This is a genomic window from Dialister histaminiformans, from assembly GCF_900103425.1.
GTDB lineage: Bacteria > Bacillota > Negativicutes > Veillonellales > Dialisteraceae > Allisonella > Allisonella histaminiformans.
On sequence record NZ_FMXA01000004.1, the window covers coordinates 54,517 to 70,237 of the forward strand.

A 15,721-nucleotide genomic window follows, 5' to 3' on the forward strand; every position below is an offset into this window, starting at 1 on the left:
GGAGGGCATACAAGTCGAAATGTGACAGTCAACCTTAAAATAAGATTTGAAACAAGCCATTTTAGTTATTTACTAAATACGAGGTTGACAATAAGACTTCTAATTATTGAACGTGTTAGTTGGAAGATAATGACGATTTGTAGAGCAAGATTCCTGATCAGCATGATTCGATTTTTTTAGTTTTTTGCAGATAAGGAGTAAACAAAATGCAAAAGGTAAAAAAGATGGGGGTTTGGGAATTAACCCTTCTGGTACTCGTCAACATGATGGGGTCCGGTATTATTCTTCTGCCGACAAAGCTTGCTTCTGTTGGTACAATTTCAGTTCTTAGCTGGTTTATTACCGGTGGTGCAGTAGCATGTCTTGCATATGCATTTGCAAAATGCGGTATGTTTAGCCGTCGTGGTGGTGGCATGGGTGGTTACGCTGAATACTCGTTTGGTAAGGCTGGTAACTTCATGACGAATTATACCTATTCCATTACGGCTTTACTTGCTGACGTAGCTATTGCGCTGACAGCAGTTGCTTATGCATTACAGGTTCTTGGTGTTGAATCTAATGCAACAACCATTTGTGTTGGTACTTTGATTGCCATCTGGGCAGCTACAGCATTGAGTCTTGGTGGTCCAAAATCTGTTGGTAGAATTACTTCTTTCACAGTTCTTGGTGTAGTTGTTCCAGTATTAGGTATTTCTCTAATTGGTTGGTTCTGGTTCAGTCCATCGTTGTGGATTAGTCAATGGAATCCGCATAATCTTCCATTCTTTGATGCAGTAAGCTCTTCTATCGCATTAACACTGTGGGCATTTGCAGGATTTGAATCTGCGGTATCTAACTCTGACGCTGTTGAAAATCCGGAAAAGAATGTTCCAATCGCAGTTATGGCAGCTACTCTTGGTGCAGCAGCAGTTTACGTTGTTTCCACTAATGTTATTCAGGGGATTGTTCCAAGTGCAGAACTTGTTAATTCAAATGCTCCATTTGGCGTAGCATTTGCACATATGTTCAGCCCGGCAGTAGGACAGGTCATTAATGCGTTCTTCGTACTGAGTTGTTTTGGTTCCCTTATGGCATGTCAGTTTACAGCTGTACAGTGTCTTAAATCTGGTGCAGATGCTGGTTATTTCCCGGCTATTTTTGCAAAGGAAACTAAGCGTGGACTTCCGCTGATGGATATGATTATCGTTGCAATTCTTCAGTCTATCTTTGTAATTATGAGCGCAAGCCCAGAATTCTTCTCTCAGTTTGAAGCAGCAGTTGATTTGTCCGTAATGACAAACTTGATTCCTTTCATCTTCTCCATGGGATCTATTCTGGTTATTCAGAAAGCAGCTACCGGAAAGACAGATTTTGTAACTAACATCTGTGCAGTAATCGGTTTGATTTACAGCTTCTATGCTCTGTATGCATGTGGTACAGATGCTCTTGTATGGGGTTCTCTGGTTACATTCCTTGGTATTGCTTTGTATGGCATTGTATCCCCGAAGTACGATCTCGAAGCTGCTGTTGCTTATAACAAGAAGATTGATGCAGAAAAGGCAGCACAGAATCAGTAATCTGGTGCTTTAGGTAATCCCTGGCTTATTTTAAGCCGGATATAATATTCAGTTTTCAATATTTTTTGGGAGGAATTTATTAATGAATTTCTTTAAAGTAGGTTATAGTCCATTAGCAGAACCGTATTTCAACACCATCGGTGTTCGTCAGAAAGTTTGTCTTGATGATGCAGATCTTACCAACATTGGTGCTGCAGTAATCACTGACCAGGAATTGGAATATGTTGATAAGGTATACAACACTGGTTTTGAAACTCCTATTTTCCTCGTAAATACTAAGCATGAAGAACTTCCGGAAGAAGTTCTTGGTAAGATTAACCATGTTATTGATGGAGATCCAAGCACAATTTCTAAAGGACTCTATGACCGTGGGATTGAAGAAGCAGTAGTTGCATTTGATAATAAGGTAACTCCACCTTTCCTCAAGACTATGATTAAGCATGTAGAAAATGGTACTTTTGAATATTCCTGCCCTGGTCATCATGGTGGTAATTTCTTCAGAAGAACACCAACTGGCGCTAAGTTTGTAGATTTCATGGGTGAAAACGTATTCCGTGGTGATTTGGGACATGGCGCAGCTCTGGATATGGGCGACCTTCTTTTGCACAATGGTGTGGCTAATGATGCAGAAGTTCTGGCCGCGAAGGTATATAACGCAGATAGAACATTCTTCGTATTGAATGGTACTTCCTGCTCCAACCACATTGTCTGCAGCGCATTACTTACACCAGGCGACATCGTACTTTATGATCGCAACAATCACAAGTCCATTGACCATGGTGCTTGCATTCTGGCAGGGGCTACCCCTGTTTTCCTGGAAACGGTTCGTAATTCTGCCGGCTTAATTGGTGGTGTTCCGGCTAAATGCATCAACGAAGATTACATCCGTAATCTGGTAGCTGAAAAGGATCCAGTTAAGGCTAAGGCTAAGAGACCGATTCGTTTGGCTGTATTTGAAATGAGTACTTATGACGGCACAATCTATAATGCCCGCCAGGTTCTTGATAAGATTGGTCACCTCTGCGACTATGTATTGTTTGACTGTGCATGGACTGGTTATGAACAGTTCATCGATATTATGAAGGACTCCAGCCCATTGCTGATGAAGCTTGGACCGGAAGATCCAGGTATCATTGTAACTCAGTCCGTTCATAAGCAGGGCGCAGGTTGGTCTTCTTCTTCCTGGATTCATAAGAAGGACAGTCATATTAAGGGACAGAAGCGTTATTGCAATGATAGCGTATTCAACAATGCATATCTGCTTCATTACAATACATCCCCATTTATGCCGATGTGGGCAAGCATTGAAGTCAATGCAAGAATGCATGAAGGCAAACAGGGTAAGATGATGTGGAAGAAGGCTCTGTGTGATATTATTGAAGCTCGTAAGACTATCTTCAAGAGATGCCATTATCTGAAACCGTTTGTTCCGCCGGTAGTTCATGGAAAACCGTGGTGGGATGCTGATACAGAAACCATTGCAACTGATCTGGCTTACTGGAAGTTTAATCCGGAAGAAAACTGGCATGGTTATAAGGGATATGACAAGGATCAGTATGTAGTTGATCCAATGAAGCTGCAGCTGATTACACCAGGTATTAACGTAGAAGATGACTCCTTTGAAGACTTTGGTATTAATGCGACTATCCTCTTCGCATTCCTGCGTGAAAACAACATTACCCCGGAAAAGACTTCTCTGTATAGCCTGCTCTTCCTGATTACTCCGGCAGAAACCAAGGTTAAGCTGGACAACCTTATTGCACAGCTCGTTCGCTTTGAAAAGCTGGTTGATGAAGATGCTCCACTGTATGAAGTGCTTCCAACCACTTACAAACAGTATTTTGCTCAGTACCGTGATTACTCTATCAGACAGCTGTGCCAGGAAATGCATGACTTCTACAAGAGCAATAATGTCAAGGAACTGCAGAAGGAACTGTTTATGAAGGATTATCTCCCAGAACAGGGCATCAGTGCTCAGCAGGCACATAATGCATTGGTTCGCAATGATGGTGAACTGGTTCCGCTGTCCCAGATTGAAGGCCGCATTGCTCTGGACGATGCGCTTCCATATCCGCCAGGAGTTGTTTGCGTAATGTCCGGTGAACGTTGGTCCAAGACAGCAACCAAGTATTTCCAGACTTTGGTAGATGGAATCAATGCGCTTCCAGGATTTGCTCCAGAAATTCAGGGCGTAGTTATGGGAACTGATAAGGATGGCAAAGCCATGGCTTCCGGTTACGTGCTGAAGAAGGAATTGGAAGATGAATATAAGGCTAAATATGTAACCGAACGAGTTAATGACTAATTATCATTGGATTGTAAAAGTTCCTATTTAGATATTCGTAATCATAAGGCGGAAAGCTTTTGAAAACGGAATATAGTGTGTGATTAGAAATGGAGTGAAGAACGCGTGAAACGATCTTCACTCCATTTTTTATGTTCTTTTAGTTATTTCATGAAGGGGTGATGGTTATAAGATGGATAACCACAAAAATAAGATGACTTTATTGCAGCTAACTGTTCTGACGGCTGTAAGTATGATGGGATCTGGTATTATTATGCTCCCAGCAAAACTGGGGCAACTGGGAAGTATATCCATATTATCCTGGCTGGTAACGGCTGTAGGGGCAATGTGTCTTGCTTATGCATTTGGGCAATGTGGTATGTACAGTCAGAAAAAAGGGGGAATGGGAGGTTATGCAGAATATGTTTTTGGTAAAAGCGGTAATTTTATAGCCAATTTTACATATGGTATATCTGTGGTAATTGCGGACGCAGCGATGGCATTAGCTGCGGCTGGATATGGAGCTTCGCTTTTGGGGATAAAGCTGACATCCTTGGAGGCTGCAATCGGGACTGTTTTAATTTTATGGGCGACAACAATTCTTAATTTCAGAGGCCCGGCTGGTACCGGCAGGATTTCAAGTATCACTATCTGGGGTGTTATATTGCCTTGTCTGTTTTTATCTACAGTTGGGTGGTTCTGGTTTTCTCCAGATATGTATTTTTCTAACTGGAATGTGCAGAATCTTTCCCTGGGCGAAGCCGTTTCGCAGGCTATTACGATGACATTATGGGCCTTTCTTGGGTTAGAGACTGCCTGTGCGAATTCTGATGCGGTAGAAAATCCGCATAAAACTGTTCCTAAAGCTATACTGGGAGGGGTACTTCTGGCGGCGGTATGCTATATAGTGACTACTAATGTGATGTTTGGAATGGTACCAGCTCAGGATCTGGCCAATAGTGAAGCTCCCTTTGGATATGTTTACTCTGTGTTGCTTGGGGGAACTGCAGGAAAAGTTGTAGTAGCCATGGTTTTGGTAAATGATTTTGGTTCCCTTATTGGATGGCAGTTTACCGTAGGGAATGTATTTAAAGCGGCAGCGGATGCTAAAGAATTTCCACGTATCTTTGGCTGGATTAATTCCTATTCAGCACCTGTGGCAGGAATGATTATTATTACATCAATTCAGTCTATACTTGCTTTTATGACAGTAAGCCCATCATTAATCAAGCAGTATGAAATATTGGTAGATTTGGCAGTGGTTACTAATGTCATACCGTATATTCTATCTATGTCTGCTTTGGATGTGTTGATGAAAATTGAAGCGAACATTTCCGGGAAGTCTTCGCGAGGATTGTCTGCTGTGGCGCTGATTGGTGCTATTTATAGTATTTATGCTTGCTATGCTGCAGGCGAACAGGCGATGACAGGGGGCGCCATTGTTATTTTTGCTGGTTGGGTAATATATGGAAAAATTCAGAATCGGCAATATGTTTTGTTCAAATAAAAGAAAAAGTACAGGAGGTCTTCTCAAGGGAAGGTCCTGTACTTTTTCTTTAATCTTTAACGATTAATCATTCTGGGTTTTGTAAATTATTCCGTGAAGTTTATTGAAGCGTTTAATTGCAAGTTTATATCCGCCAGTGCCGTATTGATAAGCTCTTTTGATTCGTGATATTGTGCCTGCACTAACGCCTGTTGATTCACGGATGGCGTCATAATTTTCGCCACGATCCAGTAAACGGGCAACTTCAAATCGCTGTCCCATTTCATGCAATTCATCGATAGTGCATAAATCCTGAAAAAAGCCATAAAATTCATCTTTTTCGCTTAAGGTTTTGATTGCATCAAATAAATGATCCAATTCAGCACATTTCATGTTCATCTTTTGAAGTCCCTCTCTTTTTTTATAAACAGTTTATGATAATTATTAGCTTATTAATTATATAACAAAATGAATTGTTATAGAAGATACTTATTTTAAAGGGGCATACGATTAACGGAAGGACGAATTAAAAAATTAAAGTTATATCCATATAGAGAATGAAATTAATCTAAAGTGATAAATAGTGAAGGTTGTTGGTTTTGCATTGACTGGGCTGAGAATAACAGTAAATATCCGGGAAATAGCTATTTAACTCTTTAAAGTATTAACTTGACTACTAGGTAGAGAGTAATAGATAATGTATACAATTCAAATAAAAGAAATTTTCGTATATTTGAATTATTTTTGCTCAAGGATTATTGAAAGGGAGGATCATTATGCAAGCATTAAGAGGAACTCAGGATATTCTGCCGAGAGATATCTGGAAATGGAATTATGTAGAGAAAAAAATAAGAGAATGGTGCAGGTTGTATCGTTTTGGCGAAATTCGTACCCCTATGTTTGAGGCAACCGAGTTGTTCCTCCGTGGGATTGGGGATACTACCGACGTTGTAACGAAAGAAATGTATACATTTAACGATCGTGGTGGTCGATCAATTACCCTTCGTCCAGAAAATACAGCGGCTGTTGTAAGATCCTTCCTTGAACATAAAGCGTATGCCGATGATAATGTACATAAAGTGTTTTATATTGGATCCATGTTCAGATATGATCGTCCACAGGCAGGGCGATTCAGAGAATTTCACCAATTTGGTGTAGAAACATTAGGATCTTACTCTCCAGCTGCCGATGCTGAATGTATTGCGCTGGCGGTAGATTTCTTTCACTCGCTTGGACTCAAGGATTTAAAGCTTCTGATTAATTCTATAGGCCATGTTGAATGTCGAAAAGCATATCGTGAGCGTTTGATAAAGTTCCTTGAACCAAAGAAAGATCAGTTGTGTGATGATTGTAAGGAACGTTTATATAAGAATCCATTAAGAGTGCTCGATTGCAAGGAAGACGGATGCAAGGCCGCATCTGAAGGGGCTCCACAGATTACGGATTATCTTTGTGAGGATTGCCACAATAAGTTTGAGGCCGTAAAGAAATATCTGACTGCACTGGGAATTCCTTACGAAATCGATTCTCGACTGGTGCGTGGTTTGGATTATTATACGAATACAGCGTTTGAAATCCAGTATGCTCCATTGGGGGCGCAAAGCACAATTTGTGGTGGTGGTCGTTATGATGGACTCGTTGAAGAAATCGGTGGGCCGGCAACCCCAGGTATTGGGTTTGCCATCGGCTTGGAACGTCTAATTTTAGCACTGGAAAAACAGAACCTGTTACCGGCAGAACCTAAGGATGAGAATGTATTTGTTGCGGTTATGGGAGAAGATGCTATGGCTGAAGGGCTTCGGATAGAAGACGGATTAAGAAGAAATGGAGTTCCGGCAGAAATTGATTTGCAGAACCGAAGCTTGAAGGGGCAGTTAAAGCAGGCTAACAAGCAGGGGGCTGCCTATGCAGTTATCATTGGAGAACAGGAGCTGAAACAGAAGCTGGGGGTTGTTCGTGATATGAATAACAATTCTCAGGAAAATGTAGCACTGGATGATATTGTAGAATATCTTAAGAAACAGATGCAAAGATAAGGACTTAGATAATCAAATTAAGATAAAAAACCTTCTGATTGATATTATCAGCCGGAAGGTTTTTTATTTTCAGTAGTACTTTAGTTAAGTAAGAATACAAATAGTCATATAGTTAACGAGACAGAAAAACTTATTTAATGACAAATAATTAATACTTTGTTATGATTTGTGTGATAATTTCTTGAAATTAGAGGCACGGAGTGGTGGCGCTCCTCTCGGGACGGAAGAAAGATGAGGGAATTTTTTATGCCACAGAATAACAAAGTAGGACTTATTCAGTTTACGATTTTAACTACGGTGAGCATGACGGATGGAATTATCATGTTGCCAACTATGGTAGCTACCGTGGGAGCTATCTCTATTTATGCCTGGATTGAAACCATTATTTGTGTAATGATTCTTGCTTATGCATTTGCTAAATGTGGCGCCTATAGCAAGAAAAGTGGTGGACTTGGTGGATATGCGGAATATGCTTTCGGAAGATCAGGTAATTTTATAGCGAATTTTACATATGCTATTGCTCTTATGATAGCGAATGTAGGTATTGCTATTTCTGTTGTAGCGTATTCTAGTGCCTTTTTTGATGTTGAGCTAAGTCCGGTTGATGCAGCTTTTTTAGCAGGAGTGGTTATGATTATGACTACTGCAGCTAATTTTTGGGGAACCAGAATGACAGTTAAGCTGGGGTTTACGGCGATGATGTGCAAATTGATTCCGGCAGCAATTATGAGTATCTGCGGATTGTATTTTTTTGATCCTCAGATTTTTAATGCAGCATGGAATCCGCATCACTATACCGCGGTAAGGGCGATTGGTTCAGCTAATTCTTTTACGCTATGGGCTTTTTTAGGATTGGAGTCGGCATGTTCCAATATGGATCGAGTGGAAAATCCAAGAAAAAATGTTCCTGTTGCGGTAATATCAGCTACAGCTATTATTGGGATTTTTTCAATTATATATACTACAGTTATTCAGGGAATAGTACCAAATTCAGTATTGTCGGTTTCTAATGCCCCGTTTGGTGATGCTTTTGCTTATATGTATGGGCCTGTAGCCGGTAGAATTGTCACAGCATTTATGATTTTTGGATGTGCGGGCGCATTAATTGCTTGGCAATTTACTTTAGGGGAATTGCTTCGTGAAGGTGCAGGTGAAGGATATTTTCCTGAAATTTTTGGGAAGGTGACCAAAGATGGCGTACCGGTAAAAGGCATGATTGTTATGGTACTTATTCAGCTGATTATGATTTTTTTCACAATCAGCCCTACAATGGTTAAACAGTTTGATGTATTGATTCAGCTAGCTACGGTGGACAACTTGGTTCCTTACGTGTTGGCTATGGCCTCTCTGGATATTATGCAGAAAGAAGCTGGACATAATGAGCGCACGACCAGATTGGCTGCGGTTATAGGTGGGGCATACAGTATGTATGCTACGTATCAGTGTGGCATGGATGCGGTTACGGCAGGTATGATGACGGTGCTTCTGGGGTATATGATTTATGGAGTATATGCTGGACAGAAACCCTATACAGGTCATTTATAATGGGGAACTTTCCTAAAAGATAGTGTCGTGAAGGTGATATGTTAATATGTTATTAAGGTGCAACATTTAGTAAGACCATATAAAATAATTTGATATATTATGTAAATGCAAACAATTGGCATTTTCTGCTATTATGAGGGGCAGTATTTGACTGCACCATAATTAGCAGATAACGGGTTAAGAGAGGGAGACAGTTTATTTTGTCTCCCTTTTTTGTGTGAGAAGGTGAGATTCTATGGGACATAGTAAAAATAAGGTCGGGGTTATTCAGTTTACTATCCTGACTATTGTGAGCATGACGGATGGTATTATTATGATTCCGACCCTTGCTGCAGGAGTAGGAGCTATTTCGTTATATGCGTGGATTACTACGACATTGGGAGCCGTGATTCTGGCGTATGCGTTTGCCAAGTGTGGGCGATTTAATAAAAAATCAGGAGGCCTTGGAGGATATGCAGAGTATGGTTTCGGTAAGGCGGGGAATTTTCTGGCCAATTATACTTATGCTATTTCACTGATGATAGCGAATGTAGGAATTGCTATTTCCGTCGTTTCCTATGCCAGCTCTTTTTTTAATGCACAGCTATCAACAATGCAGGTCATTATGTATTCTGCAATGATTCTTATACTTACTGCTGTAGCAGTAGTGGGAGGGACCTCTTTTTCCGTGAAGATGAGTTCTCTGTCGATGATTCTTCAGATGGTACCAGTGCTGATTATCAGTATGGTAGGACTTTTCTTTTTTAAACCGGATATTTTTTCAGCAGCATGGAATCCGCATCATTATACGTTTGTACAGACTATTGGTTTGTCCAATTCCTTTACGCTGTGGGCTTTTCTTGGGCTGGAATCCGCCTGTTCCAATATGGAACGTGTAAAAAATCCGGAGCGCAATGTGCCGATTGCAGTCATTGCGGCTACCGTGGCTATTGGGGTATTTTCCATTTTGTATACTACGGTGATACAGGGAATAGTCCCCAATGCGGTACTGGCACAGTCTAATGCACCGTTTGGGGAGGCCTGTGCCTATATGTTTGGCCCGAAGGCAGGGCATGTGGTGACGGCGCTTATGATTTTCGGGTGTGGCGGTGCACTGATAGCCTGGCAGTTTACCCTGGTGGAACTTCTTCGTGCAGGAGCACAGGAGGGATACTTCCCAAAAGTGTTTGGTCGGGTTAATGCCTATGAAATTCCGATTCGGGGAATTGCAGTGATGTTACTTGTTCAGATGATGCTGTTATCTATGACCGGAAGTCCATCCATGGTGGCGCAGTTTGATGCGCTTATCAAGTTGTCCACGGTAGCTAATCTCGTTCCTTATGTACTGGCTATGGCCTCTCTGGATATTATGCAACGACAGGCAGGGAAAGATTCCGATTTAACCCGTATGGCTGCCGTAGCCGGGGGAGCATACAGTATTTATGCCTGTATTCAGTGTGGAATGGATTCTGTGACCTATGGTATGGTAACAGTTCTGGTGGGGCTAATGATTTATGGATTATATGCTGTTCGTTTGCAGACACCATATCGCTCTCGTCGGATGCGGTAGGTAAGAGGGCGAAGTACGGATGATTTTATCCGGTAAAGGAAAAGGACGCTGCCTGTCAGGGCAAACGTCCTTTTATTATTGCATATATTCATTTACTGAATCGTCATTTGGTATGGAACAGCAAATTACATGGCTGCAGCTGAATCAGTCACTAACTGCTAACGTTTTAAAAACACGACAGAGGCAATCAGTTTCTTCTTTGGTAGTGGCCCAGCTGGTGGCGAGGCGGATGACGGTGTGGGCTTCGTCGTATTTTTCCCAGAAGCTGTAAGATACTTCTTTGGCCAGAGGATTCAGCAGCTGGTTGGGAAGGATGACAAAAATCTGGTTCGTGGGGGCGTCGAAGAATAACCTGTATCCGCTTTCTCTGAGTACATGGCGGATGGTATTGGCTGCTTCGATGGCAGGTTGTCCAATCGTTTCATAGAGATGATTGGTAAACAGGGTTTCAAACTGCAGTCCGAGGAGCCATCCTTTGGCCAGCAGGGCGCCATGCTGTTTTATGATGGTGAAAAAATGGGGAATGGTGTTTTTGCGTGGAAGGACGACAGCTTCGCCAAACAGGGTTCCGCATTTGGTACCACCGATATAGAACGCATCGCAGCATTCCGCAATCAGGGGCAGGGTCAGTTCATTTTCCGGAGCGGCGAGGGCGTAGGCCAGGCGGGCACCGTCCAGATACAGCGGGATGTGATGCGCTGCACAGACTCTGTGCAGCGCTCTGAGTTCGTCTGCTGTATACAGAGTGCCGTATTCTGTAGGATGGGAAATGTACACCATGCCAGGCATAACCATATGATCCCGGCTGCCATCCTGTGTCCAGTTGCTGAGGTAAGTTTCCACATCTTCGGCGCGCAGCTTGCCGAGGGTATGCGGCAGAGGCAGCACCTTGTGTCCGCCCCATTCGATGGCGCCGGCTTCATGAACACTGATATGACCGGTATTGGCAGCGATTACGCCCTGGTAGGAAGCCAGCATGGCGTCAATGACGGTAGCGTTGGTCTGCGTGCCGCCTATGAGGAAAAATACATCCGCGTTCGGGGTATGACAGGCGTTTCGAATCCTGTTCCGGGCACTTTCGCAGATATCATCTGAACCGTAACCAGGCATAGGAATCCGGTTTATTTCAGAAAGACGTCTGATGATTTCCGGATGCGCGCCTTCCATATAATCGGAAGCGAAAGGAAGAAGAGTGGACATGGTCATAACGGAGGCCTCCTGATATTAATGACTGCTGAACAGTCAGTTAATAGATGGTTTCTTGTGACTAAGGTGAAAAATCTGTCAATATCTGAATTATAGAAGATACTCAATTGATGCACAAGTGGGGAGCCTTGTGCAGGATAGAGAAATATCCGGTGGGAGAGGGGCAGTAGCCGAGCTGTAGTCGCCAATTCATATGAATTTCATTTTTAAATGTGTTAAAATAGCCCATGAAAAAGAATGCTATCTATGCATTTTTCGGGGGCTGATGATGAATAATCGAATGAAATGTTTTCTTATTGTGTTTCTCGGGATGCTGGCGGCTATGGCACCGCTTTCAACGGATATGTATCTGCCGGCGCTTCCGGAGTTTTCCAATGATTTCCATATATCCGCATCGCTCGCGCAGCTGACTCTTACCATGACGCTCATTGGGATGGCTGTGGGGCAGATACTGGGCGGTCCGGTGAGTGACTATCTGGGGAGAAGAAACCCGCTTTTGCTTGGGATGGCTGTTTTTACAGCGGCATCTGTATTGTGTTTTATCACCTCATCGATTCATATGTTCCTTGGTCTTCGCCTTATACAGGGAATTGCCGGAGCGTTTGGTATTGTAATCAGCCGGGCGATTGCCAGAGATGTAGCCAGCGGACCGGAACTGCTTCAGTTTTATTCCATTCTGATGATGGTCAATGGGCTGGCTCCTATCGCGGCACCGGTAATTGGCGGACAAATACTCCGATTCACTTCATGGCATGGCATTTTTGCCGCTATGGCTGTGGTAGGCGGTCTGATGTTCCTGTTAACCATGGTGTATCAGGAAACACTTCCGCCACAGAAACGTATATCCGATATTAAAAGCAGCTTTAAATCTTTTCCGCTGCTGCTGAAAAACCGGTATTTCTGCGGCCAGTGTCTGATTCAGTGCTTTGTCTTTGGTGGGGTCTTTACATATATTGGAGGATCTTCCTTCCTGTTTCAGAACATTTATCACGTATCGGCGCAGGTTTACAGTTATATTTTTGGCTTTATTGGACTGGGACTGCTCTTTATGGGAGCCCTGCCGGCCAGACTGTCCGGTACGGTAAGCGGCGCGTCCATGCTGCGGGCTGCCCTGTGGGGGCATCTGACAGGCGCAGTTCTATTTCTGGCAGGAGTATTACTTTTTGCTCCGCTCTGGTATAGCATAGTTTCCCTGTTTATAGCCATTGTGCCGTTGTCTGTGCTGGGCGCTTCTTCTACCTCTATGGCACTGGAAAGCTGTGGTAAGAACGCGGGCAGCGCTTCCGCCATACTGGGATTTTCTTCCATGGTATTGGGCGGCGTACTTATGCCGGTAGCCGGAGCGATGGGAGAAAACTCTGCTCTGCCTATGGCTCTCATTATGGTTTGCTGTTTCGCCCTCGGGCTCGGCGCGTTTTATCATTATGTGGCACCGGCGCACAGAGGAAAAGACGGAGGGCTGACATCTAAGCGTGAAGAGGAACAGCCAGCCGCTGCGGAGAATCAGAACTGATGATGAATGAAAAAGGGATTCCGGTGGATATATCCGGCGTCTGTCCTTAGCGGCTGTGCTCTGGGATATCTGTTAATACGGACATAAAAAAATGGAGTGGTCATGCCATATGGCATAATCACTCCATTTTGATTATCGTTTATCTGATTACAAATACCGGACATTCAGCGTTGTGAACGATTTCAGTACTTACGCTGCCCATGAAGAAGCGGCGTACGCTGCCAAGTCCACGGCTTCCGAGAATAATGCAATCGGCTTTGCCGGTTTCCTGTTCTTCAATAATGGCCTTTGCCGGATCACCATAAAGAACTACTTTGGTGAGCTTTACGTTTTCCGGAACATCTTTGACTACAGAGTCAATAACGGCCATACCCTGTTTCTGCAGGCCTTCTTCAGTGAATTTTTCCAGATTGCCCAGGGACAGAATCGGCTGTTCGTTATTGAAATTAATAACGGTAACAACTTCCAGTTCAGCACCATATTTCAATGCCAGGTCTGCGCCTGTGCGGAATGCATCAATAGAAGGATTAGAACCATCAACCGGGACAAGAATTTTTCTGAATTCCATAATAATAACCTGCCTTTCCTGTACGGAAAACAATATATTGCCTTCTTATATACTGAGTAAAAGCGGGATAGAATATATAGATATCCTGCTATTCATATTTTACTTTATAGTAAGGAGTTTATCAATATAAGATTCGAATTTTCCTGCTTATATTCCAGGTGGGACGGCAAGGCAGGAAAATAGTATACGTCCTTGCACATGTGGTATGATGGTAATGCATGCTTCATTTTGTTTTTCAGGAGATTGATATTGAAAAATATACAGAGTTTATTAATGAATGCGGTTATCGCGGCAGTTTATGCAGTTCTTACTATAGGATTGTCACCTATCAGTTATGGGCCTATACAGGTCAGATTATCTGAATGTATGGTTCTGCTGGCTTTTTATAACAGAAAATGGATTCCCGGCCTGACCATAGGGTGTCTGCTGGCTAATTTAAACAGCCCGTTTGGAGTGACAGATATGGTTGTGGGAACCACAGCCACATTAGTATCCCTCCTCCTCATGCGGTTTGCACCTAATGTGTTTACCGCGTCTCTGGCACCGGTACTGATTAATGGGATATTTATCGGGCTGGAACTGGCCTGGCTTTCACAAATTGGGCCGGGAGATTCCCTGGCCGGAGTTATGGCCTATATCGGACTGGGAGAATTTGTGTCTGTCTCTGTAGTCGGAGTCGTCCTTTTCCATGTACTGCTGAAAAATCCGGTACTGAAGAAGTACATCATGGATTAATATCCGGCTAAGCGGGCTGGCAGGAACCGTAGGAGTGACTGGCAGGGAAGCCTTTTTATGAATCGTACAGGACGGAGCCTTTTTGTATCCTGCATAGAAGGAATATTTTATATATAGAAGATGCAAGCGTAAAATATTTTTCGTTAAACAAAAAATTAAGATCATGGAAGAACTTATTTCCCTGTTCAAGATTAAGAATAGTATGAAACAGGCTGAACAGAAATAAGGCAGAGTGGGATATATGAAAAGCTGTGGACATCCATGGCTTTTTATTTTGCCTGAAAATAACTTGGGAAAAGAGAAAAAGATACGCACGGATACGTGGTAAAAAGATAGACGATAAAATCTTAAAAAATTGCGATAAAAAAGTTGACACGCAGAATTTCTAATGCTATACTTCTCTTGTTGCCTCAAGGCAGCATCTTTTAAAGTAGGTGATAGATTTGAATTTGGAAGACCTGAAGATTTCCCATGTAGCGGTAGGAATCAAGGAAACACATCGCGCGCTGGAAAAGCAGAATGTAAAATGTGTATTCATTGCTTCTGACTGTGATGAGTTTATGACTCAGTCAGTTCGTGAATTGTGTGAATCTCGTCAAATTCCGGTTATATCTGCATTTACCAAGAAGGAAATTGGCAGGGCGTGTGGCATTAAAGTAAAAGCTGCAGCGTGTGCTGTCATTGAACCCCGGTAATATTCATTATCGTATGGAAAAAGTGAAGGATTATTCCTTCGGTTTCTTCTTTTATCAGAAACAGGCTTTTTTGCAGATTCTGCGATTTTGAATTAATTATAAATTTACTCTCTGAAGAAAGGAGGTGCCCATTTTGCCGACAATCAATCAGCTGGTTCGCAAAGGAAGACAGGTTCTGTCCACCAAAGCGAAGACCCCGGCTCTTAAAGGATCCCCGCAGAAGCGTGGTGTCTGCACAAGAGTTTATACAGCTACCCCGAAGAAGCCGAACTCTGCTCTTCGTAAGGTTGCCCGTGTCAGATTGACCAACGGAATTGAAGTTTCCGCTTACATTCCAGGTATTGGCCACAATCTGCAGGAACACAGCGTCGTTCTCATCAGAGGCGGCCGTGTCAAGGATCTTCCAGGTGTTCGTTATCACATCATCCGCGGTGCTCTCGATACCGTAGGTGTTGCTGGCCGTATGCAGTCCCGTTCTAAGTACGGTGCTAAGAGCGAAAAGAAGTAATTTCGCAGAATTAAAGTGATTAACAAACAATTTTTTTAGG

At 42.9% G+C, this 15,721-nt stretch carries 13 protein-coding genes; 10 read left to right on the forward strand and 3 right to left on the reverse strand.

All coding sequences use genetic code 11. The annotated features are described in order from the left end of the window. Positions 1–206 precede the first annotated feature (206 nt). The 3 genes from potE (BLQ79_RS01495) (at position 207) to potE (BLQ79_RS01505) (ending at position 5,347) form a co-directional block, all read left to right on the forward strand. On the forward strand, positions 207–1,556 hold the full coding sequence (gene potE, locus BLQ79_RS01495; RefSeq protein WP_091363108.1) for a putrescine-ornithine antiporter: 1,350 nt from the start codon (positions 207–209) through the stop codon (positions 1,554–1,556). 82 nt (positions 1,557–1,638) lie between these two features. After that, positions 1,639–3,861, forward strand: coding sequence for an ornithine decarboxylase (gene speC, locus BLQ79_RS01500; protein WP_091363110.1), 2,223 nt, complete (start codon positions 1,639–1,641; stop codon positions 3,859–3,861). A 172-nt stretch (positions 3,862–4,033) separates the two neighbouring features. Further along, a complete protein-coding gene (potE, locus tag BLQ79_RS01505; protein WP_091363112.1) occupies positions 4,034–5,347 on the forward strand; it encodes a putrescine-ornithine antiporter in 1,314 nt (437 codons plus the stop codon). Between the two features lie 63 nt (positions 5,348–5,410). On the opposite strand, the gene BLQ79_RS01510 is transcribed toward potE (BLQ79_RS01505), so the two are convergent. Next, positions 5,411–5,725 carry a YerC/YecD family TrpR-related protein gene (locus BLQ79_RS01510; protein WP_091363115.1) on the reverse strand — a complete coding sequence of 105 codons (315 nt, stop codon included), beginning with the start codon at positions 5,723–5,725 and terminating at the stop codon, positions 5,411–5,413. 377 nt (positions 5,726–6,102) lie between these two features. Here BLQ79_RS01510 and hisS point away from each other — a divergent pair, with 377 nt between their 5' ends. From hisS to potE (BLQ79_RS01525), 3 genes are all read left to right on the forward strand, one after another. Then, positions 6,103–7,362 carry a histidine--tRNA ligase gene (gene hisS / locus BLQ79_RS01515; RefSeq protein ID WP_407639614.1) on the forward strand — a complete coding sequence of 420 codons (1,260 nt, stop codon included), beginning with the start codon at positions 6,103–6,105 and terminating at the stop codon, positions 7,360–7,362. Positions 7,363–7,593: 231 nt separating this feature from the next. Further along, positions 7,594–8,907, forward strand: a complete 1,314-nt coding sequence (potE, locus tag BLQ79_RS01520) for a putrescine-ornithine antiporter (RefSeq protein ID WP_200779802.1) — start codon at positions 7,594–7,596, stop codon at positions 8,905–8,907. Between the two features lie 235 nt (positions 8,908–9,142). Then, on the forward strand, positions 9,143–10,456 hold the full coding sequence (gene potE / locus BLQ79_RS01525) for a putrescine-ornithine antiporter (RefSeq protein WP_091363119.1): 1,314 nt from the start codon (positions 9,143–9,145) through the stop codon (positions 10,454–10,456). A 144-nt stretch (positions 10,457–10,600) separates the two neighbouring features. On the opposite strand, the gene BLQ79_RS01530 is transcribed toward potE (BLQ79_RS01525), so the two are convergent. Further along, positions 10,601–11,662 (reverse strand): threonine aldolase family protein, encoded by a 1,062-nt coding sequence (locus BLQ79_RS01530; RefSeq protein WP_234944885.1) that lies wholly within the window; start codon positions 11,660–11,662, stop codon positions 10,601–10,603. 280 nt (positions 11,663–11,942) lie between these two features. On the opposite strand from BLQ79_RS01530, the gene BLQ79_RS01535 reads away from it, so the two are divergent. Then, the gene (locus BLQ79_RS01535) at positions 11,943–13,175 is read left to right on the forward strand and encodes a multidrug effflux MFS transporter (RefSeq protein WP_234944886.1); all 1,233 of its coding nucleotides are present in this window, start codon (positions 11,943–11,945) and stop codon (positions 13,173–13,175) included. A 139-nt stretch (positions 13,176–13,314) separates the two neighbouring features. Here the strand turns inward: BLQ79_RS01535 and BLQ79_RS01540 are convergent, their stop codons facing one another. After that, on the reverse strand, positions 13,315–13,743 hold the full coding sequence (locus tag BLQ79_RS01540; protein ID WP_143270042.1) for a universal stress protein: 429 nt from the start codon (positions 13,741–13,743) through the stop codon (positions 13,315–13,317). 249 nt (positions 13,744–13,992) lie between these two features. Between BLQ79_RS01540 and BLQ79_RS01545 the strand changes: the two genes are divergently transcribed. The 3 genes from BLQ79_RS01545 to rpsL all read left to right on the forward strand — a co-directional run bounded on the left by BLQ79_RS01545 (position 13,993) and on the right by rpsL (position 15,681). Further along, positions 13,993–14,478, forward strand: a complete 486-nt coding sequence (locus tag BLQ79_RS01545; RefSeq protein WP_200779804.1) for a QueT transporter family protein — start codon at positions 13,993–13,995, stop codon at positions 14,476–14,478. A gap of 434 nt (positions 14,479–14,912) precedes the next feature. Then, complete coding sequence (locus BLQ79_RS01550; RefSeq protein WP_234944887.1) at positions 14,913–15,173, forward strand: L7Ae/L30e/S12e/Gadd45 family ribosomal protein; 261 nt, start codon at positions 14,913–14,915, stop codon at positions 15,171–15,173. Positions 15,174–15,306: 133 nt separating this feature from the next. Further along, a complete protein-coding gene (gene rpsL / locus BLQ79_RS01555; RefSeq protein ID WP_091363126.1) occupies positions 15,307–15,681 on the forward strand; it encodes a 30S ribosomal protein S12 in 375 nt (124 codons plus the stop codon). The last annotated feature ends 40 nt before the right edge of the window (positions 15,682–15,721 follow it).